At 33.1% G+C, this 22,981-nt stretch carries 19 protein-coding genes and 1 riboswitch; of the genes, 2 read left to right on the forward strand and 17 right to left on the reverse strand.

Annotated features, from left to right (window positions below; translation table 11 throughout):
* Window positions 1-27: 27 nt before the first annotated feature.
* The 12 genes from VSF34_RS06105 to VSF34_RS06160 all read right to left on the reverse strand — a co-directional run bounded on the left by VSF34_RS06105 (window position 28) and on the right by VSF34_RS06160 (window position 15,105).
* Window positions 28-189: a hypothetical protein gene (locus VSF34_RS06105; protein ID WP_326716470.1), complete on the reverse strand. Its 162-nt coding sequence runs from the start codon at window positions 187-189 to the stop codon at window positions 28-30.
* An 87-nt stretch (window positions 190-276) separates the two neighbouring features.
* Window positions 277-2,919, reverse strand: a complete 2,643-nt coding sequence (gene mgtA / locus VSF34_RS06110; RefSeq protein WP_326716471.1) for a magnesium-translocating P-type ATPase — start codon at window positions 2,917-2,919, stop codon at window positions 277-279.
* 309 nt (window positions 2,920-3,228) lie between these two features.
* A riboswitch (M-box (ykoK) riboswitch) is annotated at window positions 3,229-3,399 on the reverse strand.
* Between the two features lie 55 nt (window positions 3,400-3,454).
* Entirely contained in the window at window positions 3,455-4,582 is a 1,128-nt protein-coding gene (gene mnmA / locus VSF34_RS06115; RefSeq protein WP_326718039.1) for a tRNA 2-thiouridine(34) synthase MnmA, read from the reverse strand.
* Between the two features lie 154 nt (window positions 4,583-4,736).
* Window positions 4,737-5,078 carry a cysteine desulfurase gene (locus VSF34_RS06120; protein WP_326716472.1) on the reverse strand — a complete coding sequence of 114 codons (342 nt, stop codon included), beginning with the start codon at window positions 5,076-5,078 and terminating at the stop codon, window positions 4,737-4,739.
* A gap of 55 nt (window positions 5,079-5,133) precedes the next feature.
* On the reverse strand, window positions 5,134-6,285 hold the full coding sequence (locus tag VSF34_RS06125) for a cysteine desulfurase family protein (protein ID WP_326716473.1): 1,152 nt from the start codon (window positions 6,283-6,285) through the stop codon (window positions 5,134-5,136).
* Window positions 6,286-6,405: 120 nt separating this feature from the next.
* Window positions 6,406-7,938, reverse strand: a complete 1,533-nt coding sequence (gene cls, locus VSF34_RS06130) for a cardiolipin synthase (RefSeq protein ID WP_326716474.1) — start codon at window positions 7,936-7,938, stop codon at window positions 6,406-6,408.
* Window positions 7,939-8,110: 172 nt separating this feature from the next.
* A complete protein-coding gene (locus tag VSF34_RS06135) occupies window positions 8,111-8,959 on the reverse strand; it encodes an aldo/keto reductase (protein ID WP_326716475.1) in 849 nt (282 codons plus the stop codon).
* A gap of 171 nt (window positions 8,960-9,130) precedes the next feature.
* On the reverse strand, window positions 9,131-10,189 hold the full coding sequence (locus VSF34_RS06140) for a YdcF family protein (protein ID WP_326716476.1): 1,059 nt from the start codon (window positions 10,187-10,189) through the stop codon (window positions 9,131-9,133).
* Between the two features lie 38 nt (window positions 10,190-10,227).
* Window positions 10,228-11,592 carry an ABC transporter ATP-binding protein gene (locus VSF34_RS06145; protein WP_326716477.1) on the reverse strand — a complete coding sequence of 455 codons (1,365 nt, stop codon included), beginning with the start codon at window positions 11,590-11,592 and terminating at the stop codon, window positions 10,228-10,230.
* Window positions 11,589-12,287: an energy-coupling factor transporter transmembrane component T gene (locus VSF34_RS06150; RefSeq protein ID WP_326716478.1), complete on the reverse strand. Its 699-nt coding sequence runs from the start codon at window positions 12,285-12,287 to the stop codon at window positions 11,589-11,591. The genes VSF34_RS06145 and VSF34_RS06150 overlap by 4 nt, the downstream gene beginning before the upstream one ends.
* Window positions 12,288-12,304: 17 nt before the next feature.
* Window positions 12,305-12,889 carry an MptD family putative ECF transporter S component gene (locus tag VSF34_RS06155; protein ID WP_326716479.1) on the reverse strand — a complete coding sequence of 195 codons (585 nt, stop codon included), beginning with the start codon at window positions 12,887-12,889 and terminating at the stop codon, window positions 12,305-12,307.
* A 1,001-nt stretch (window positions 12,890-13,890) separates the two neighbouring features.
* Complete coding sequence (locus VSF34_RS06160; RefSeq protein ID WP_326716480.1) at window positions 13,891-15,105, reverse strand: pyridoxal-phosphate-dependent aminotransferase family protein; 1,215 nt, start codon at window positions 15,103-15,105, stop codon at window positions 13,891-13,893.
* Window positions 15,106-15,275: 170 nt separating this feature from the next.
* Between VSF34_RS06160 and VSF34_RS06165 the strand changes: the two genes are divergently transcribed.
* Both VSF34_RS06165 and VSF34_RS06170 read left to right on the forward strand, forming a co-directional pair.
* Window positions 15,276-16,904, forward strand: coding sequence for a PucR family transcriptional regulator (locus VSF34_RS06165; protein WP_326716481.1), 1,629 nt, complete (start codon window positions 15,276-15,278; stop codon window positions 16,902-16,904).
* Between the two features lie 16 nt (window positions 16,905-16,920).
* Window positions 16,921-17,763, forward strand: a complete 843-nt coding sequence (locus tag VSF34_RS06170; protein ID WP_326716482.1) for an alpha/beta hydrolase fold domain-containing protein — start codon at window positions 16,921-16,923, stop codon at window positions 17,761-17,763.
* A gap of 2 nt (window positions 17,764-17,765) precedes the next feature.
* Here VSF34_RS06170 and VSF34_RS06175 read toward each other — a convergent pair whose 3' ends face one another.
* The 5 genes from VSF34_RS06175 to fdrA form a co-directional block, all read right to left on the reverse strand.
* A complete protein-coding gene (locus VSF34_RS06175; protein ID WP_326716483.1) occupies window positions 17,766-18,092 on the reverse strand; it encodes a P-loop NTPase family protein in 327 nt (108 codons plus the stop codon).
* A 158-nt stretch (window positions 18,093-18,250) separates the two neighbouring features.
* Window positions 18,251-19,177, reverse strand: a complete 927-nt coding sequence (gene arcC, locus VSF34_RS06180; RefSeq protein WP_326716484.1) for a carbamate kinase — start codon at window positions 19,175-19,177, stop codon at window positions 18,251-18,253.
* The gene (locus VSF34_RS06185; protein ID WP_326716485.1) at window positions 19,178-19,948 is read right to left on the reverse strand and encodes an oxamate carbamoyltransferase subunit AllH family protein; all 771 of its coding nucleotides are present in this window, start codon (window positions 19,946-19,948) and stop codon (window positions 19,178-19,180) included.
* On the reverse strand, window positions 19,948-21,210 hold the full coding sequence (locus VSF34_RS06190; RefSeq protein ID WP_326716486.1) for a YlbE family protein: 1,263 nt from the start codon (window positions 21,208-21,210) through the stop codon (window positions 19,948-19,950). The genes VSF34_RS06185 and VSF34_RS06190 overlap by 1 nt, the downstream gene beginning before the upstream one ends.
* 18 nt (window positions 21,211-21,228) lie before the next feature.
* Window positions 21,229-22,974, reverse strand: coding sequence for an acyl-CoA synthetase FdrA (gene fdrA / locus VSF34_RS06195; protein ID WP_326716487.1), 1,746 nt, complete (start codon window positions 22,972-22,974; stop codon window positions 21,229-21,231).
* Window positions 22,975-22,981 lie beyond the last annotated feature (7 nt).

Here is a 22,981-nt window from a genome sequence, read left to right on the forward strand (position 1 = left end):
TATGAATTCTCGGTTACGATTATCAAATTAATACCAAACGTAGGCTACAGCTAACATGAATATACTGTTTAAAACTACTCCCCACGCATTCCCTTCACTAACAAATCGAAATAAAGCACTACCACCTACAATAGAGGCAAAAACAACACCAACTATGATAGAGATAATTTTACGGTTTAATTTCGTCATCAGCTAGCACCATCCTTTAACCACTATTATACATCAATCTAATAAAAAAAAGAGACTAACCTGGTGAGTTAATCTCTTTTGTATTGATTATAGTAATTCTCCAAAACGTTTCACATATATTTTTTTAATAAACATAACAAGCACTAAGTAAGCAATAATAGTTACTGCTAAGAATCCCCAATAGCTTCCTGGTAATGGTAGTAAGCCTAAGTCTTGACCAAATGCAGTGAAAGGTAAGATTGTACCAATAGCAATACCTAGTGTTGTAATAGTTGTTAAAATGAATGATGCATTACTTTGAATAAATGGTAATTTTGGTGTTCTTAATGTATGGATAACCAAAGTTTGAGACCATAGTGACTCTACAAACCAACCTGCATGGAAAACACCAATAAAGATAGCTTGTTGTTCAACACTTAATGTGTGATATGAACCACCAACAACAGCTGGACAAATAATAAAGTAAAGAACAGCATACGTTGTAATATCAAAGACTGAACTTGTTGGTCCAAGCCACTTCATAAATGAGCCAATACTTGTTGCATCCCAATTTTTAGGCTCTTCTAAATATTCAGGATCCATATTATCCCACGGAATCGACATACAAGAAATATCATAAATTAAGTTTAAGAATAGTAACTGTAGTGGCAGCATTGGTAAGAATGGTAAGAAAATACTTGCTACAACAACTGAGAACATGTTACCAAAGTTTGAACTTGCAGTCATTTTAACATATTTCATAATGTTACCAAACGTTGTACGACCAGCTAAAATACCACGCTCTAAAACCATTAAATCTTTTTCAAGTAAGATGACATCTGCTGACTCTTTAGCAATATCAACGGCTGTATCAACAGAAATACCAACATCTGCTTCTTTCATAGCTGGGGCATCATTGATACCATCACCCATAAATCCAACCGTGTGACCATTTTCTCTTAGTACACGAACTAGACGTGTTTTTTGAGATGGTGTTAATTTAACAAAGATATTATATTTTTCTACGATTTCTTTTAATCCTTCGTCATTTAATTTTGCAATGTCACCACTTGAGATGATATCTTCATTTTCTAATCCAACTTGTTTACAAACAGATTTAGTAACTAAAGCATTGTCACCAGTTAATACTTTAACCCCTACACCATGTTTTTTAAGAGCTTCTAGAGCATCTTTTGTTGTTTCTTTTGGTGGATCAAGGAATGCTAGGTAACCAATTAATACCATGTCACTTTCATCTTTAACTGAAAACTCATCAACTACACTTGGATTTGTTTTTTGAGAAACTCCGATGACACGCAAGCCATCTTCATTTAACTCATCAACTGTTTTTAAAACCGTTGATTTAATACCTTCTGTTAAAGGGACAACCTCACCTTTATACTCAACATATGTAGATACTTCTAGCATTTCCTCAATGGCACCTTTAGTAATCATTTGAGTTTTACCTGACTCATCTTCAATCACAACACTCATACGGCGGCGTTGGAAATCAAAAGGAATTTCATCTACTTTTGTGTATTTGTTAACATCAATATTTAATTCTTCTTCTGTTGATTCAATAATCGCTTTATCCATTAAGTTTTTTAAACCAGTTTGGTAGTAGCTATTAAAGAATGCATGACGTAGTACACGGTTATCTTCTTTTCCATCAACATCTAAATGATATTCTAAAATAATTTTATCTTGCGTTAATGTTCCCGTTTTATCTGTACACAATACATCAATAGCACCAAAATTTTGGATAGAATTTAAGTTTTTAATGATTGTTCCTTTTTTAGCCATTGTTGAGGCACCTTTTACAAGGTTTGTTGTCACAATCATTGGTAACATTTCTGGTGTTAACCCAACAGCTACTGATAAACCAAAAAGAAACGCTTCTAACCAATCACCTTTTGTAAAACCATTAATTAAAAATACAGTTGGTGCCATGACCATCATGAAACGAATTAATAACCATGATGTTTTTGAAATACCAACATCAAAACTTGTTACTGTTTGTACTTCTGAAACATCTTTAGCAATTTGACCAAATAATGTATCATTACCAACAGCTACAACCATACCGATTGCACTACCACTGACAACGTTACTTCCCATATAAGCTATATTTTCGTAATCTGTTTCTGATTGATACTCTTCAGTTGTTATCTCGGCACGTTTTTCAACCGGATAACTCTCACCTGTCATTGCAGCTTGAGAGACAAATAAATCTTTTGTTTTAATTAATCTCACATCAGCTGGTAACATATCACCTGCGGATAATTTGATAATATCTCCACAAACAATATCTTCAATTGGTAATTCAATTTCTTTACCATCCCGAAGAACAGTTGCTGTAACTTGAACCAAATCACTTAACTTCTCAGCAGCATTATTTGATTTCACTGACTGAACTAAAGTCATAGTCCCACTTAAAATGACCATTGAAATAATAATTAAGACACCTGTTAAATCACGTTCTGGTACTGGTACAATCATATAATCAGTAATGAAAGAAATAATAGCTAAAGCCAGTAGTACACTTGTGAATGGTGTAAAATACGCTTTTAATACTTCTAAAATAAATGGACGTTTTTTCTTGTGTGAAATCACGTTTGCTCCAAATTCTTCTCTTAAACTATCTGCCTGCTCTTTTGTTAAACCTTCTAAATTTGATCTGTATTGCTCTGATAAAAAGTCAATATTTTTTCTTGCATACTCTTCATATCGTTCTACTTGTGTTTTTCTCATTTTTTGTAACCTTCTCCCTAAATTTTTCAACTTGGGTCATTATAAGTGGTTACGACTTAAATGCTCATATCTGGCTAATAGAAACAGATAGACAATAATAAACATGTTTACCGCTTTTCCACTGATACTGGCCCTTAATACTTCGACTCTGACTACTGTCGTCCATGTGTTTCCATCTCCCTTGATTGTATATATTTATAAAACAAATTAATAACAACAATATATCCTAATTTTTTGTCAAAATTCACAAAAAAAGTCCTTTGCTGATTCCTCAACAAAAGACTTGGATTTATGTCATCACAAATAAACCATCAGATCTAATCGTTGAGTTTTAGCACTATACAACGTAAAAGTATCACTACTTTAGCTACGTTAAAGAAAACCTTATATCGATAATCTCTGTTATACCCATTGGCGTCTCTCGACATTTTTGGGCAGTAGCCTATGTTTGTATAGGAGCCTCACCTAACTAATCTATTCTATTTACAGACATCACTATAACTTATAAAAAGTAACTTGTCAACAACACTTTAAGTTAAATATATTGCCTTTTTAATTCATTTGAATAAGCAGCATCTATCATGCCACCACCTAAACATTCCATTCCGTCATAAAACACTACAGCTTGTCCTGGAGTAATAGCTCTCACTGGTTCATCAAAATAAACGGTTCCTGTTGTTTCATCTTCATTTAAAACAACGCGTACACCAACATCTTGTTGACGGTATCTAAATTTTGCAGTGCAAGTAAACTCACGTGGTTTGTCATCATTCGTTGTAAAATGAATTTCACTGGCTTCTAAGTGAGTTGAATATAAGTTCTCATGATGAAATCCTTGACCGACATAAAGAGTATTTGTTGTTAAGTCCTTGCCAATAGCAAACCAAGGTTCTTGTGAATCGCCTTGACCACCACCAATTCCTAACCCTTGCCTTTGACCAATCGTGTAGTACATAAGACCAGCATGATCTCCCTTAATATCACCATCAAGTGTCACCATTTTACCAGGTTTAGCTGGTAAATACTTACTTAAAAACTCCTTGAAATTTTTCTCCCCAATAAAGCAAACACCTGTTGAATCTTTCTTTTTAGCAGTAGCAAGATTTGCTTTTTCAGCAATCTCACGCACTTCTTTTTTCTCCATCCCACCTAGAGGAAACATCGTTTTAGATAATTGTTCTTGAGATAATTGGCTTAAAAAATAAGTTTGATCTTTATTATTATCAATGCCTCTTAACATATGTGACACACCAAACTCATCTCTTATAACTTGGGCGTAGTGACCTGTGGCTACAAAATCTGCTCCTAATTGCATAGCATAATCTAAAAAGGCTTTAAATTTAATTTCTTTATTACACATAACATCAGGATTAGGTGTTCTCCCTCTTGTATACTCATCTAAAAAATACTGAAACACTCTATCCCAATATTCTTTTTCAAAGTTTACAGAATAATAAGGGATACCGATTTGATTAGCAACTTTTGTCACGTCTTTATAATCTTCTGTTGCTGTACATACACCATTTTCATCTGTATCATCCCAATTCTTCATAAACACACCCACTACATCATAACCTTGTTCTTTTAGTAAGAGAGCTGTGACTGATGAATCAACGCCACCACTCATACCAACTACTACTTTAATTTGACTATTATCTGTCAAACTAATCACCATCATTTCTTTTATAGATTCTGAAAACCTACTACGATTTGAAGGTCGTATCTTTTTTCAGTCCACACATTATAACGCTAATTTTAAAAAAATTCATCCTTAAAAAACAAAAAGAACTACCAAAAGGTAATTCTTAAGAGTTATTTTAAGCTTTTTCTAAACATTCAAAAGCAATCAGATCATCCATAATAAAATAAAATTGATCTTGCTTATCTTTATTTGCTTCAGATTTAAAAATATTCATAGCTTTTAAACCATTAGCTGTCGTGATTGACATTTTTAACGTTTGTAGATCTCTAGCGACAGTCATTTTAAATTTAGGACCTTGCTTTACTTGTGGGTTTAAATCAAGCGGTCTGCTAAATTGTAAATTCCCCGATGATGTTTCAGTAAACCCATAATCTTTAAACGTATATGCTTTAGCTTTTGAATTAATCTTATAATGTTGTGGACAACCTTCCACTGTAGCTTTTTGTAGAAATGACATAATCATCCTCCTAAGTAAGTTATATATCTATTATAAAGAATAATCATCAAAAAGGCTATTTATTTCCTATAGCTAAAATCTGTTCAACTAGATTTGAGGCAAATGTTTGAATTGTATCACAAGTTAAGCCTTGACCAAAACTAATTCTAATCGACTGAGCTGGTGCAAGAGAGTCTTCTCCGTACATGGCTTGTAAAACCCGAGATGCTCTAACAGTACCTGAACTACAAGCTGAACCTGTTGATACAGCAAATCCTGACATATCAAGTCTTGATAACAAAATTTGATTATCAATCCCCTTAATCCAAAGATTTAAAATATGTGCTAACTTATACTCCAAACCACCATTGACCTGATGATCAATACCAGCATCTTCTAATTCTCTCAAAATAATATCTTGATAAATTTTATAATCTGCTTTTGCTTGCTCTTTTTCTTCTGGTTTTAATAAATCAACTGCTTTTGCTAAACCGCAAATACCAGCTAAGTTCTCTGTACCACCACGTTTTTTCTCCTCTTGATCACCACCAACAATCAAAATAGGAGCTAATACATTTGAGCTTAAATAACTAAACCCTACTCCTTTAGGTCCATATATTTTATGAGCAGAAACAGTTAAATAGTCAACATTTAATTTCCTAACATCAATGACTTCTGTCCCAAAAGCCTGAACAGCATCTGTATGGAATAAAGCTTGTTTATCTGCTAAATACTCACCAATATCTGCAATAGGATTAATGGAACCTACTTCGTTATTACCATACATAACTGAAACTAAAATAGTATCCTCTCTCACTACCGATTCAACCTGCTCAAGAGTAATTCCTCCTGATTCATCAACTGGTAAATACGTGATTTCAAAACCTTCTTTTTCCAAAATAGCCAGAGGTTTTAAAACAGCACTATGCTCAACATTAGTTGTAATAATGTGTTGTCCCTTTTCCTTTAATGCCCTAGCAACCCCTAATAAAATGGTATTATCGCCTTCAGTTCCACCACTGTGAAAAATAATCTCATCACTTTTAGCATTGATAGAATTAGCGATAACACTCCTTGCCTCCTCCAGTTCAAAATGAGACTTTCTTCCAAATTGATGAATACTTGAAGGATTTCCAAAGTAATCAAGCATGATACGATTCATCTCTTCAATAACAGCTTTGTTCATAGGTGTTGTCGCTGCATAATCTAAATATACGGCTTGTTTCATTTATATCACTCTTCTTTCTTAATTTTAACTACCCCTTATTTATACAAAGTATAAAAGGCTGACCAAAAAGTCAGCCTTTTATGTTTTGTAGCTTTTTGAATCATACCTGGTGAGGGTTGATTACATTAAGGGTGAAAATACTGCTAAACAGGCTCGACCAATTTTAGTAAACCAAAAGATATTTGTAGCTTCTTCCAAAGTAATCAACTGGCTAACACCCTCTGTTGCCATGTGATCATCATAGACACTCTTAACCCCACTTCCCTTATACATCCATACACCACATTCAAAATGTAGAAATAGACTTCTAAAATCTAAATTTACCGTTCCAACTGTAGCGTATAAATCATCTACGACACAAGTCTTTGAATGAATAAAACCAGGAGTGTATTCATATATTCTAACACCTGCTTCAATCAATCTAACATAATTTGATTTAGTTACAGCATGGACATACCATTTATCAGGAATATGTGGAGTGATAATTCGCACATCAACCCCACCTTTTGCAGCACTACACAGAGCTTCCATTAACAAATTATCAATCACTAAATAAGGTGTTGTAAAGTATACGTATTCTTTGGCCTTGTTAATCATGTTTAAGTAGACATTCATCCCGACTGTCTCATCATCAAAAGGTGAATCCACGTAAGGTTGGTAATAGCCATCTGTTTCAGGTAATTCCCCAGGTTTATAATTTGGCATAAAAGGGTTCACGTCTGTTTGAGTATTATTGATAAAATCCCACATTGATAGGAACAATAAGGTAAAACCCCAAGCAGCTTCTCCTTCAATTTTTATAGAATTATCCTTCCAATAACCAAATCGCTCAACTTTGTTGATATACTCATCAGCCAAGTTAATCCCACCAGTAAATACCACTTTACCATCAATCACAGTAATTTTACGATGATTCCGGTTGTTAAAAACAGGTGAGAGAACTGGAATGAAAGGATTAAAGACAGAACACTTGATTCCTAATTCTTCTAATTTTTTATTGTAGCGATGTGGCAGAGTCAGCAAGCAACCAAAATCATCATAAACAAATCTAACATCTAATCCTTCCTCAGCTTTTCTAACTAGAACTTCCAAAATGGAATCCCACATTTTACCTTCTTCTACAATAAAATACTCCATAAAGATATAATGCTCAGCTGCTTCTAATGCATCTAGCATGCCTTTTAAAGACTCTTCTCCAGTACCATAATACTCACTTGTTGTATGTCCAAATAATGCTGCTTCTCCGTAGCTCGTTAAGTAAGTAGATTGAACCTTAGCATCTAGATTACCATCTATAATCTCACTTGCATTACTTGTTAAAAGATTTGCTTCTTTTTCTCTTTCCTGAACTGCTGACATGCGTATTTGTTCTTTTTTACTATAACCAGTATTCCCAAATACTAAATAAATCACCGTTCCAAAAATTGGAATTAACATAATGGGGATAATCCAGGCAATTTTATAAGCGGGATTACTTCGATTATTTACAATTTTTATAATGACTGCCATTGATACTACTAAATAAACTGAATAAAAATAAACAAAATAATCATTGAAACGAATAATAACTCCAAATAACAACCCTAACTGTATCACAATCAATAAAACAATTAATACAATACGATTGGACATAATTTTCAATATATTATTCAATAAATCCCCTCCAAATCAAAAGCTTCTTGAAAATATCTTATAGTAAAAACATGGTATTTTCAAGCCCTGTATTAATTGCATCCTTTATATATCTACCAATATTATCATTTAAGAGGAAAAAAAGAAGAAGACTGTTGTAGCTAGTCTTCTTCTTTTCTGGCTATCATTTTTATTAGAAATCAACTTCATCTGGGTTTCTAGAGTGGCCTGCTTTTCCTTGTAATTGATCAATTAACATCATATCTTTTTCTGTTAATTCAAAATCAAACACCTCAATATTTTCTTTAATTCTTGATGGTGTTACCGATTTTGGTAAAGGTAGAAGATCTTTTTGAATCGCCCATCTTAAGACAATTTGAGCCACTGTTTTTTTATGATAGTTAGCAATCCCTTCTAACTCACCAACTTTAAAAATATCTCCTGTTCCAAATGGACTATAGGCTTCTACTAAAATATTTTTTTCTTTGCAATATGCTACGACATCTTTTTGCTGATCACTTGGATTTAAATAAATTTGATTGACAACAGGCATAACTTTTGCTGTTTTTTCTAATTCTTTAATGTGATGAGGCATAAAGTTAGAAACACCAATACTTCTAATTTTACCTTCTTCCATAGCTTCTTCCATAGCTTTCCATGATTCAGCATTCAATTCCTTCCAAGAATCTCTATGTTCAGCAGGGTTTGGCCAATGAATTAAGTATAAATCGACATAATCAAGACCTAGCCTAGATAGTGAATTCTCTAAAGCACGTTTTGTTTCCATATAGCTTCTATCAGTGTTCCACAATTTAGTTGTGATAAATAATTCTTCACGTGGGACACCACTATTTTTAATACCAAGTCCAACGCCTTCCTCATTATGATAAATACTTGCTGTATCAATATGTCTATAGCCTGCTTGAATAGCAGTCTTCACTACCTCTTCTGCTTCTTCCTCAGATGTTTGCCATGTACCAAAACCAACTTTTGGAATCGTTTTTCCATTTGCTAATGTATAAGTAGTATCTTGTTTTTTCATTAAAAATCCCCCTAATCTATTATATATCCATTTTACTGTATGAAACAAAAATTACCTAATAATAAGCCTTTTCACCTAATAGCTCTGACCTATCTATTTCATAAAAATAGCTCTTAAATAAACAAAGAGGATGATTTTTTGAATCATCCTCTTTGTTGTCTAGCTTAATAATTATGTGAGTACTGTAAAAAGAAGTTGTGCAATAAAAATGATTGTAATGGCTCCTAAAATAACATAATGTTTTTTTCTAGTTAAAACTAAATAACCAATATACTCCCTAATAAAAGCAGTAGGTAGGTAATAAAGTCTTGTCTTTGATCCAACACCTCTAACAGGTATCCCCTGATGAAAGGCTAATTTTCCAGCTCTTAATAAATGATAGTTACTTGTTGCTAAAATGATTTCTTTTTGCCTAAAATCAGTAATACTATCTCGTTGAGCAATAACGTGTTCTGAAAATTTAATATTTTCATCAGTGTTTTTTGACTTTTCTTCCAAATACAGTGTCTCTACTTTATAACCTTTATCTTTTATATAATTCTCCATTGCTTTTGCTTCAGATATTTTCTCATCTTTACCTTGTCCGCCTGACAAAACGATTACAGGATGATGATTTAATTGCTCCACTTGTTTATTATATAAAGCAATACCTCTATCCACCCGACCTGCTAGTAAAGGCGTTACTTTCTCACCACCCATAAGCCCAGCACCTAAAATAATGATGTAATCAACCTCTCTTTTAATTGGAAAGTGATTGAATAGGAAGGATGTTACCGTATATAGTAAAAATACCCCAAAAACATAAAAAAAACAAAATGAGATAAACATAGTCAATTGTGACAAATAGGGATTTTTCGGAAATCTCGATAAAATAAATGTTATGATTTCAACTAATAGAACACTTACTCCTAGTAAAAATGGTAATAGGTTACTAAATGACTTACCTTCCCTACTGATTAGTACTTTTTCATTCCAAAAAAGACCAATAACACTAGCAGTAACACCAAATATACTTAGTACCAATATAATAAATATAACGGGTATGACAACAACTAGCATTAAATTAGGATGGTACTGATAAAGTAGGGCAACTAGCCCAAGATATATCACAGCAAGTGCTACTAAAAAGAAAAAACCTGTCCATAGACTTGTCGGCCTAAAATAATTCCAATATAAGAAAAAAATCAAAACAATAACTAAACCAATTAAAAATACCATCAATAAATTCATCCTAAAACCCCCATCAACATGTTAACATTCTCCTAAAGTTAAAGTTTATAAATCATATCACACGTCAGATTTAAAAATTCTTGATCGTGACTAATGACTATGATTGTTAAATTATTTGTTTGTATCCATTTTAACATATTACTAACTTCTAACATATTTTTATAGTCCAGTCCACTCGTTGGTTCGTCTAGAAATAACCATTTTTTACCCGATAATATCGCACTAGCAATGACAACGCGTTGTTTTTCTCCACCTGAGAGTGTTTGTGGATGCCTATCTAATAAATGTATTAAATTTAATTGAGAAACCACCTCTGAAAACAAATCAAGGCGAGTTGCTTTTGTAATAATTTCTTTTTCAACTGTTTCAAAAAAAAGTTGTAAATTAACATCTTGCATAACAAGATAGCTCTTAGTCAGTCTTTCTTTCTCCTGTATTAATTCTCCGTTATATAAAATACTTCCTGAAGAAGGTTTTAATAATCCTGTTAACATCTTAACTAGTGTGGTTTTTCCGACACCATTTTTACCAATCAACCCGACTATACTTTCAGAAGAAAAAAACATGGATTCAAAATGCAAAACGTTCTTCTTTTTGTACTTAAAACTTAATTCTGTCGTATTTATACCTGTTTGAATAGTTCTTTTATCTTCCTTAATCTCAACTTTTTCCGTAGATAAAGAACGTAACCCAAGAGATTTCCGCTTATTATCACTGATATTAAGTGCTCTTTCTTTTGAAAATTTTTCTCGAATTTTTCCTTCATGTAACACAATATACCAATCTGCCACGTCACTTAAGTAATGTAATTTATGTTCTGCAATAATCATCGTACAACCTTTATTTTTTAGCTGCTTCATAAATTTTTTTAATTGAACCATACCTACTTCATCTAAATTACTTGAAGGTTCATCAAATAAAAATAACTGATGGGGTAACATACAAGCTGAAGCAAAAGCCACTTTCTGCTTTTGACCTCCTGATAAATCACTTATCTTTGTATTCAATATATCAAACAAATCAAATTCTGCTACAATTTGATCAATTCTCTCTAATATTTCTTGCCGACTTACCCCGTAATTTTCCACAGAAAAAGCTAGCTCTGATAAGACTGTCGTCGTAAAAAACTGTGATTTTGGATTTTGAAAGACCATGCCAATTTCTCTAACATAGTTATTAAAATCAATAGGTGGTAGCTTATCACCATTAACATATAACTTTCCTGTTAAGTCTCCTGAATACAGCTCAGGAATCAACCCATTCAAGCTATTTATTAAAGACGTCTTCCCACTACCACTTTCTCCTGTTAAAATAACACACTCACCTTGTTTAATCGCTAAAGTAATATCTGAGAGAATAGTGTGTCCTTCTTTGTTTAGATTTAAATGTTCTAATTCAATCATAACATTGCTCCTTCAAAAATAACAAAACAAAATAAACAGCCTAATAATATATAATCTTGTACTTTAAATTTAGTTTCATAAATACTTGTATGCGCACCTTCATTCCCCAAACCTCTCACAAGAGCTGAAGCTGATAGATCCTGAGCTGATTTTTCAACAGCCATGAGCAAAGGAACGATGATGTATTCTAAGGTTTGAACAGGATGAAGAAATGTCTCCCACACACTCAAACCAATACCTCTTAACTTCATAGCTTGCTTAATGTCTTTAAAATCTTGTTTAATAACAGGGAAAAAACGACAAACGACTACAAAAGGAATAATCAACCAGTTTGGAATATGCCACTTTTTCATAGCAGAGACCCACTGGCCTACCGAGACGTTGACTGTCGCAAATATGCCTGCTGTAACTGGTGGAAGTAGCATTAGATAAGCTACTAAAATAAAAGAAAAAAAGGCCGAAATAGGCCCTTTAATACTTTGTAAAAAAAAGGAAGTTACCCACATTAAACATACATAAGTTGAAATTAAAAATAATCCTTTTCTCCCAGCACCATTCAAAGTAAGGAGTAGACAAATAAATAACATAAAGGCTAGCTCAATTATCTGGCTAGCTCTAGATATTAATAAAAAACTAGCAAAAATAACCGTTGCTAGCTTACTTCTAGGATCAAATGATATATACTGATGAGTCATTAAAATCTCCTTTACCCTCACTTTTTACGTAAGAAGTGTTTATTATAAATGCTATAACCAATTTTTAATCCAATCAAACTAGTTACTACAACCAAAAGCATTGAAACAATAAAACTCACACTAGTTACAGGTTCAAAAACACTTTGAACATAAGTCATATCTTTCCCTCTTTTTAATAAAGATGATACATAAGCATCTTTCATAAACCATAAAGGCAAAATAGGACCAGTTAATCCAAAACTAAAAATAGTATAACTCAAATATGATTTTAACTGACGCGGAAATTTTGATTTGTACTGAATTAAATCAGCTAATAATGGAAATAAAATACTAGGTAAAAAAGCTAGAGGGAAATAACCAAAGGCAAAGAAAAATATGGCCATAATCGCACCAACTAAAGTAATGGCTCCAAATTTAGGCACCTTATTAATAACTATTAAATAAAGTGTACCAGAAATTAAAGCTGATACACTTGGAATCAGTAAACTATTGTATATCGGAATGGTAAATCTAGCTAACATCGTTGCAACTGATACGATTAAAAAATACATAGCAGCATAGACACCAATTAAAATTAAATCTTGAACTTTTAACTTTTTCATCTCTTAACCTCTTTCAAAATACTCACAGTTTGCATATTATATCACAATTTGATACAAAAAAGTATCACTTGGAGAATTTTTTAATGATGGTTACTAAAAACTAAAAACATAACAAACAAATGAGATATTTATTTTTATTTATAAACTCTAGTCAACGACCAATCTTCTAACCTCTTAGTTAAATACCTTAGTGCTTAATATTTTTTTAAGTATTAAAAAAAGCCAATCCAAGAGGACTGACTTCTTAACTTGATTCATTATTTAATATTCGGCAATATATAATGATACATGTATCACATGGTCTAGTCATACGGCATATAACAAATAACCAGTTATTAAAACGTTGCAACTTAATAGTACTAGTCTGACTTTGACAATAATTTGCCCTATTTCTAATTCATGACACTTAAACTTGCTAATTTAATAGCAATATCATTTAAATTGTCTATATAATAATAAAACCAATGATTAGGTTAATCATCATTGACTACCTAGATTTATATCCTACACCGTTGTAAACTACATATTGATTTAATACTGTAAAAAATGCGTCTTTGTTCTTTGTTCCCTTAAACTCAGAATAAAGACTGTTCTTACTTACTATATAATTCCCCAGTAATGGTGTCATAATGGTGAGTTATCCCTTGTATGCCAAATATAGCTAGCACATAACTAACCATTATGTGAAAAAGAAATCCCTCAATAAACGTTATTACTGACAACAGTAATGTATTTAATAGCTATCAAACTAAACTATTGAACTTGATTTGATCCTTTTATTTCCCTAAAAGTTCTCAAACCATATTTATTACTGCTGCTCTCACCCCCCCTTATTGATTCGCCTTTTTAGCTAGAATTAAACTAACCTAAGCTATTACAATTTTCTGTTGGCGAATTCACATAAATCATTATAGCAAAAGCTTAATAAATTTCAAAACAACTTATATTATAACTAATGTTCTATAATAAAAAGCTGACTTCAAAAGCCAGCCTATTTTCGTTTATTTCACTTGCTCATAAATGCTTAATGCTTTTTGAACAGCTCTACCTTGATTAATTGGGACATCAAAATAAACTAGGGTCGCTTCTAGAGCACTTAATACATGTAGAACATTTTCTTTACGACTACTATAACCCATGTTACCAATACGCCAGATTTTACCAGCAAGCGGACCAAAAGACGAGGCGATCTCCACTCCAAAATCTTGTAATAACATCTGACGAACTTCTTCAGCATCTACTCCGGCAGGTACGACAACTGGGATGACTGTTGGCATTTTTGTTTCAACATCACCATAAATGGATAAGCCCATAGCCTCAATTCCAGAAGTAATAGCCAAATGATTGAGAGCATGGCGCTCAAACCTAACGTCTAATCCTTCATTTAAAAATAATCTTAATCCTTCATGAAGAGCATATAGCATACTTGTTGCTTCTGTGTGATGATTAATACGTTGTTTACTCCAATAGCGTTGAATTTGACTTAAATCAAGATAGTTACTGCTAATAGGATGATTATTTCTAACATCATCTCCTAATCCTAATTCCTTTTGGTAACGACTAGTAATTAATTCTTCTACACGCTGATTGTAAGTCACTAGAGATAAGCCTGAGGGAACACTTAAACATTTTTGAGTACCAGCAATAGCAATATCAATACCCCACTCATCTACTAAGACAGCTGTCCCACCGTAAGTTGCAACAACATCCACAACAAAAATAGTATCTGTTGTTTGACAGAACTGCCCAATTTTTGCTAAAGGTTGCATTTGAGCATTTGCTGTTTCTCCGTGGACCATTGCAAGAACTTTAGGCTGGTATTTTTTTACTGCTTCTATAATTTCGTCTTCTGAAAAAACACCATTCCACTTTCTTTCAAGTAAAATAACTTCAGCCTGAGCACGTTCACATATCTCAACTAACAAATAAGCAAAACGTCCATAAGCTGGAATTAAAACTTTATCCCCCGGTTCTATTAGTGCAATTAAACTAGCTTCAATACCAGATCTACTTGTCCCGTCAACAACAAAAGACTGTTCATTTTTTGTTTGAAAGGTTTGACTAATCATTTCCTTAACATCATCCATAATACTGACAAATGCTGGATCAAACTGCCCAAGTATCGGTGTAGACATAGCTCTTAGAACTGAAGGGTAAGCCTCTACTGGTCCTGGTGTCATAATGGTACGTACTGGTGTGTTTAATGGTTCTATCATTTTCGTCCTCTCCTTTGTTTACTTTAATTATCTAACACTATTAGCAGCTAATCATCTGTCATCTTGCACAAAAAAAAATCTACTATTAATCATTTTAAACAAATGATAGGTTTTAACTTTCCTTTCAAAATAAAACGCTTATAATAAATAATGAAAGGAGTTTAATAAACTTGAAAACATTACAAGATATTCTTAGTGTACCAAGATTTAATGATTTAACTTTAATCACTCCTAATGTTGATTTAGAAATTGATGTTATCAATGTTGAAATCACTGAAACACCTGATATTTCAAATTATACATCTAGTGGCACTTTATTGCTAACAACAGCTATGTATTATAAAGATAAACCTAAAGAGATGATACAACTAATTGACTCTTTAGTGACTATTCAATGCCCTGGTCTTTGTATCAAAACTGGAAGATTTTTAGATATTATTCCCCGTGACATTATTGATTATGCTATAAGTAAAAACTTTCCTATTATTGAAATTCCTATTACAAAGCCTTTAGGTGGGATTTTAACCGAAATTTCTCATTTCATCGGAGAATCTAAAGAAGAAGAAATTGCTTATGCCCTTGATATTCAAAGAAAATTTTCTTCTCTACTCTTAAGTGATGCTTCTTTGGATAAAATAACAAAAGAATTTGGAGATGTACTCCAGACACCTATCTTATTATTGAATCCTTTAAAAGAAGTCATTGCAACATCTAATAATTGGGATAATAAAGATATGTCTACTGAGCACTTGATGAAAGAATTGTTTAGTTTTGAAAACCTATTTGAAAATAAAACTCACAATATTTTAGTGACCTCACTATCACATGAACAAACAGAAGTTGATGTTTATCCCATTAAAAGTAACACATACTATCCTTATTATTTAATTATTTTATCTCCAGAAAAAATGAGCTATCCTGTAGCAGAATTTGCCATAGAACAAGGGCAAATGGTGCTTAGTTTTACTCTGCTTAAAAATGATAAACTATATGAAGTCGATAAGCATAGAAAAAGTGATTACCTTGCCACAATTATTGAACGACAAGAAAAAAACAATTTTGATGAACAACAGTGGATTACCTATGAAGCAAATTTTAATTTAGAAATTTCTAAATTCTATCAAATGATTTCTGTTTCAATCATTCAAGATGATACAAGTGTCATTTCCAATAAAATATTAGAAGAGAAACAACAGATTGTCTATGAATGGCTCGATACAAATCTACCAAATATATTACCAAAATCTGTTCTATTTTCTGACAAATCTCAACACCATTGTATTATTTTACTGCAACAACCTATTAGTTCTACTGCACTAACCAAAATTTTAACAAATGTCCACGATACTATTTATGAAAAACTTCCTATTTTCACTCAATTTAGTTGCGGACAAGCTTATAGTCATTTAGACGAAATTAGTAAATCTTTAACAGAAGCTAAAATTGTTGAACATGATATGTTAGAACAAACTAAACAAAAAATTGTCTACATGTATAAAGCAAAAGGGATGGCAAGGTTACTTGATACGATTCAAAAAGATGAGGCAACCTATTTTGCAAAAGATTGTTTGAAATCACTTTACTCTCCTCAAACCGACATGGACTTAGAACTTAGAAAAACATTAAAAACTTTTTTAGATAATCAATGTGAAATCACAAAAACGGCTAACGATCTTTTTATTCACCGTAATACGGTTAAATACCGAATTGATAACATTCAAGAAATACTGGGACTAGAAATTGATACCCCAGAGCATAGCTTTAAACTCCGTTTAGCACTAGAACTATCTGAAAATTAAAGAAAGGGATAATCTCATGACTCCTGAACACTTAACTTATACTCATATTGGAAAAACACCCATTGAGTTATCTATTTACTTAGGGAACAAATCAAATCAACAAAAGAAACCAACTATATATTACATCCACGGAGGTGGACTAATTTATGGTTCTAGACATGATTTACCAAAAGAATACATTGAATTATTAACAAGTAATGGCTCTGATGTGGTCATGCTGGATTATCCTTTGCTGCCAGAGAGTACACTAGACATTATTTTAAATACTTTGACCAGTGGGATTGAATTTGCAAGGCACTATCTTCATCAAGAAAATCAACCTTATCTTTTATTTGGAAGGTCTGCTGGTGCATATCTTTCTGTACTACTATCTAGTAAATACTTAACTCCAAAGCCAATTGGTGTTGTTTCATTTTATGGTTATTTTGATTTATCAGAGATGTCCTTACAACAGCCAAGTCAGCACTACAATCAGTACGGATTATTGCCAGATATGCTAGTGCAAAATTTTATTCAAAAAGACATCTTAGCTAATGCACCAATAGAACAACGTTTTCCTATTTATTTATCATATAGGCAACGTGGTACTTGGGTTAAACAACTTTTAGCCCCTAACTTAACATTAGAAGACTATAGTCTAGATGAGGATGCACTAGCTAGTTTACCTAAGCTATTTATTGCTGCTAGTGACACCGATCAAGACGTAGATATCAGTATTTCAAAATCACTATACGAACAAACAAATCATTCAACTTTTGTAACTGTTCATGATTTATCTCATGATTTTGATAAAAACCCAAAAGATTCACAAGCTATTCAAGTATATCAAGACTTAAAAACCTGGATAAATGACTTATAGAGTTAAATATCTAGGCTTTTTATATCATTTAACACTTTATTTAAGGCACAATCTATTGATCGATTTTGTGTTAAAACGGTCTCTGATAAACATGACATATAATCTTCCTGAAGATACCAAGAAGCCATACGAGTAGTGTCAAATTGATTTACTTTAGGACTAGTTGCATGCCTAATCACTGTTTCTTCAAAAGGAACATTATAATAATAATTCAAGGTATGATTATTAAACTCTTGCTGTAATTCATCAAACATATTTTCATAGATCTCTTTTCCAAAAATCCCTTCAAGAACAATAATTGGAATACGACCCCTTCCAAAATTCACCATGGATTTAACTAAATTTGGATACCTTTAGCTAGTGTCGTTTTACCACTTGATGAATTGCCACAAATCGTAATTAGCAAACTTTTCATTCAGTACGCCCCTCATACTAATGTAGCACAAAAAGACATAGAAATGATTTAAATTTCTATGTCTCACTATGCTTATCCTATGATACGTGTACCTGCTTCACCATTAACAGCTTCTGCTGCTTGATCTAGAGAACAAATAATAGCAGTCTTGCCTAATTTAGCAAATTCAATACAAGCGGCCATTTTAGGGCCCATACTACCATCTGAAAAATGACCTTCATCATAATATTTTTGTGCTTTTTCAACAGTTAAATCAGTTAATTTTTCTTGATTAGGTTTACCATAATTAATATAAACATTAGGAACATCTGTTAAAATCATTAAAATATCTGCATCTATCTCCTTAGATAGTTTAAGTGCTGATGAGTCTTTATCTATAACGGCTGCAACACCTTCATATTCTCCTTGAGTATTCTTAATCACAGGAATACCACCACCACCTGTTGACACAACTAACACACCATTGTCCATCAATAGTTTAATCGTTTCTACTTCAACAATACCTTTAGGGTTTGGTGAGGCAACTAGTCGTCTATACCCACGACCAGCATCTTCCCCCATTACCCATCCTTTTTCAAGAGCTAACTGTTTACTCTCATCTTCTGAGTAAAATGAGCCAATTGGTTTTGTTGGATGTTTAAATGCTGGATCACTTGGATCAACTTCTGTCATCGTTAAAATCGTAGCTACCTGTTTACTTGGTAACACATTTTTTAAAGACTCTTGCATCATATAACCAATAAAACCTTGTGATTCAGCACTACATACAGGTAATGGTTGAATTGGGACTTCATCTTTTGCCAATTCATTTTGTCGCAAAATTTGACCAACTTGAGGTCCATTTCCATGAACAATCACAATATCACAGCCTGTTTCTGCTACTTTTGCAATACTTTTAGCACTAATATCCACATTTTCTTTTTGAATACTATACTCTCCCTTTTGCCCTGGTTGTAAAATAGCATTACCACCTAACGCAAGAACCACTTTTTGTTTCATTCATGCCACTCCTTTTATTTTTAAATACCGTGTTATACCTTCATAAATACCAGATATTGTATCTCTACCAGAAGTGTGACCAAACTGTGCTAACTCAGCTAAATACATCTTCAATAAAACGATATTATCAATATTTGATAATAGTAAGCAGATTGTTGACGTAAAAAAGCCTTTCCTAGCTGCTTGTAAGTAGGCAAGCGACACATCTGTGGTCCTTTTTTCTAAAATAGCCTGGTCTATTTTCTTTAATTCCTCAACGGATAAAATAGAATAACAATGATGAATGGCCAACATTCCTACTAAAAAATCATCACCAGATGGCGTTAAACCTCTCCCACTACCAATCAAGGAATAAACATCCAAATCCGTACAGGTCAATAATTGAAAATCTAAGCCTGTTTGTACTAAAAATGGTGTGAAAACAGGTCTGGAAGATAGTACCTCATCTTCTTCAAGTAGAATCTGACAAGTATTTTGATGAGATACTTCAGAATAATTTAACTGGACTTGTCCTATGAACAAATGATCATCATGAAGTCTTAATATCACTTTGTTATACATTTTTTTTAAATAATCAAAGTCTGTTTGAGAGACTTGAATACCGAAGGGGGTAACTTGTTTAGATTCAGACCCAACGTGTAATAGCTCTTTGCCAACTAATATATTGAAACTGGTATTAAATAAACTATGAAAACTAACTTCTTTACTACCAGTTAACATATTTGGTACTAGTTCTCCTACTGTTTTAGCACACACCATTTTTGTTAACATTATTCAGCCATACCTAATTTTTTAGCATAGGCTTCAATTGCTTTTTCAAAACAAGATACAGGAGGATTAACTGTTCCTGCTCCAATTTGGCCAATACCAGCTTTTTTATGTGCAATCCCTGTATTAACGACAGGAGTAATTCCTGATTCAACGACAAGTCTAGCATCAATACCTAAACAAATTCCTCTAAAGTCCCATGTTGGTACTGGAAAATTAGGATTTTGACTAATACAAATCTCACTCATTTCATTTGATGTGTTTAAGGCATCATAAAAACCTCCAGATCCAACAAAACGTGTCACAGCAGGAGCTGCAATCATTGCCATTCCACCAACACCAAATGTTTCTGTGATAGCAGAATCTCCAATATCAGTGTTCGCATCTTCCCCGCTGTATCCAGCAAAATATAAACCTTGAGGTGTGTTAACTGGTCCTGTAAACCACTCATCCCCCATACCACTAATACGAATACCAAAATCTTTACCATTACGGCACATAGCAGTTACTACTGTACCTTCTTGAATCATTCGAGCCCCATCCATAACAGCTTTTGTTGCCGCCATCATGATATTTAAGAAGAATTGATCAGTATCTGCTAAAAATTGAGATACCTCTTTTTTCTCGTTTTCATCAATGTCTAATGTTGTAATGATTGGACCAACTTCTTTATAAAATGCAAGTGAAGCTGCGATATTACGTTGGTGAAACTCATCCCCCATTGCAATGGCTTTAGCGACTAATACGTTAATATTTAAACCATCTTCCATTGTTTTAAGAGCCTTGCTTAACACAGGTCCTAATACGTCTTTCATCCATGTTAATCTATCAATAACTTCTTTAGAATAAGCACCAAAACGTAATACTGCTCCAATACCTTCATTCATCGTACAATAAGCAAAGTTACCATCTGTTTTATTTTCTACAACTAAAACAGGCATGTTTCCAGAGGTAATACCACCCATTGGCCCCACTGCATTGTAATCATGACAAGGAGCAAATTTAACGTCTCCAGTTGATAACATATGTCGTGCCTCTTCTTCATTTTTTGCCCAACCTTCAAAAAGGACAGCTCCCACACAAGATCCTTGCATAGGATCAGTCATCTCGTCCCACTCAATAGGAGGACCAGCATGAAGTAACATATGACCTTCTAATTCTTTAATCACACTTTTTGCTGGTACTACATCTAATAAAAATGGGGCTGATTGTACTACTTTATCTATTACGGCTTGATTTGCGTCATCAATTGTTTTAAATGTCATATTCTCTTCTCCTCGATCTTATTTAAATTCATAATGATTTAAGAAATATAAAACTTTTTGTAATTTAACATTACCACCAGCTGATGGTCTCCAATCAAATTGCACTACTTGAGCATGATTATCTTTGATAGATTGTGTGAAACTTTGTAAACCTACGTTAATAATACGTGGTTCTGTTGCGATTAATGTTTTCAATTCATCTGAGAGAACAGGTAATTCAACTAAAGAGCTTTGAATTTTACCTGATACTTCTTTTTTATCAAATGTTAAATCATGATCAACAAGTTTTAATGCTGTTTGAATTGCTTGAACATTATTCTCACAAACCGTTACACCAATATCTTCCAAAATTTGGCGTTGTTCTGCCATACCTTGAGGATCTTCATCTGTTCCTACTAAAACAGCAACAAAATTCACGATACGTCCTTCTTTAGCTAACTTTTCTTGCACATCAACAATGGCTGGTTTTAAAGCGTTTGCCATATCTGGATGGGCACCATAACCTAATACGACATCAAATACAACAACGCCTGTATCTGGCTGATTCATAACGTCTTTAATTTTATTTATTCTAATTTCTGGATCAATCATTGGATGTGGTTTACCTTGTGTATACATGTCATCTCCTAAATCAATGACCTCATGTCCACCAGCAAGTAATGTATACCCTTCAGGAGAATCCAGCTTATCTAAACCTAGTCCATCAGCAAGTAAAAAGGCTGATTCATAAGCAAGTGTTCCACCTGAATAATAACCTTTAATATCAGTCCCAGCTGTACCTTTTAAGATAGTTATAACAGGTGCTGGCGTGTATTCAACTGACTCATTATTAATTAATTTAGTTGCTAGCTGAGCTGCTTCTTCTAGCGTATATGCTTTATACAGACCTTCTTCATGTTCTGTTGGTTTGCTGCCTAAAAATAGAGTAACAACTGGTTTATCTACTTTTCTTAAAACATCTAATACTTTTTCCTCTACTTCCTTTGCAGGTGGTTTAGATATCACAACAATCACATCAGTATCTGGGTCATCATTTAAAGCTACGATACTATCAATCATAGAAATAGCTCCAACTTCTGTTGACAAATCACGACCACCTGTTCCAATGGCATTTGTTACCCCTTGACCATAACGGTGAATTAGCGTCGTTACTTCTTGAATCCCTGTGCCAGAAGCACCAATCACACCAATACGGCCTTTTCTGACATTATTAGTAAAAGCTAGAGGAACACCATGAACAATACCTGTTCCACAATCAGGTCCCATAACAAGCAACCCTTTTTCATGGGCTTTTTCTTTTAAACGTTTTTCTTCTGAAATATCAACGTTATCGCTAAAGACAAAAGCATGTAAACCATTATCAATCGCTTGCTCAATTTCTAAAGCAGCATACTCTCCTGGAACAGAAATCAAAGCAACATTAGCTTCTGGATCTTTTTTCATTGCCTTATCCCATGAATTGATAGTTTCTTCAACTTCACCACCACCATCATTGGTTGACATTAATTCCTCATCAATAATAGCCAGTACTTTATCTTTATCATCAGCTGAATTCACTTCTAACATGATGACCATATCATTTGAAGAGGCTTCATCAAGCTCTTTTGTATCAAAACCACTTGCTCTAAAAATATCAATATTTGATGGTGTTCCCATCATAATCGATACACGTTCTACCTCATCTAATTGACTTAATTTACTTGTTAATAACATTAAAACAACTGAATCTTGGTAACTATTATTTTTTATAATTGTTTGAAGCATTATTTTA

Source organism: Vagococcus jeotgali (assembly GCF_035918315.1).
GTDB lineage: Bacteria > Bacillota > Bacilli > Lactobacillales > Vagococcaceae > Vagococcus > Vagococcus jeotgali.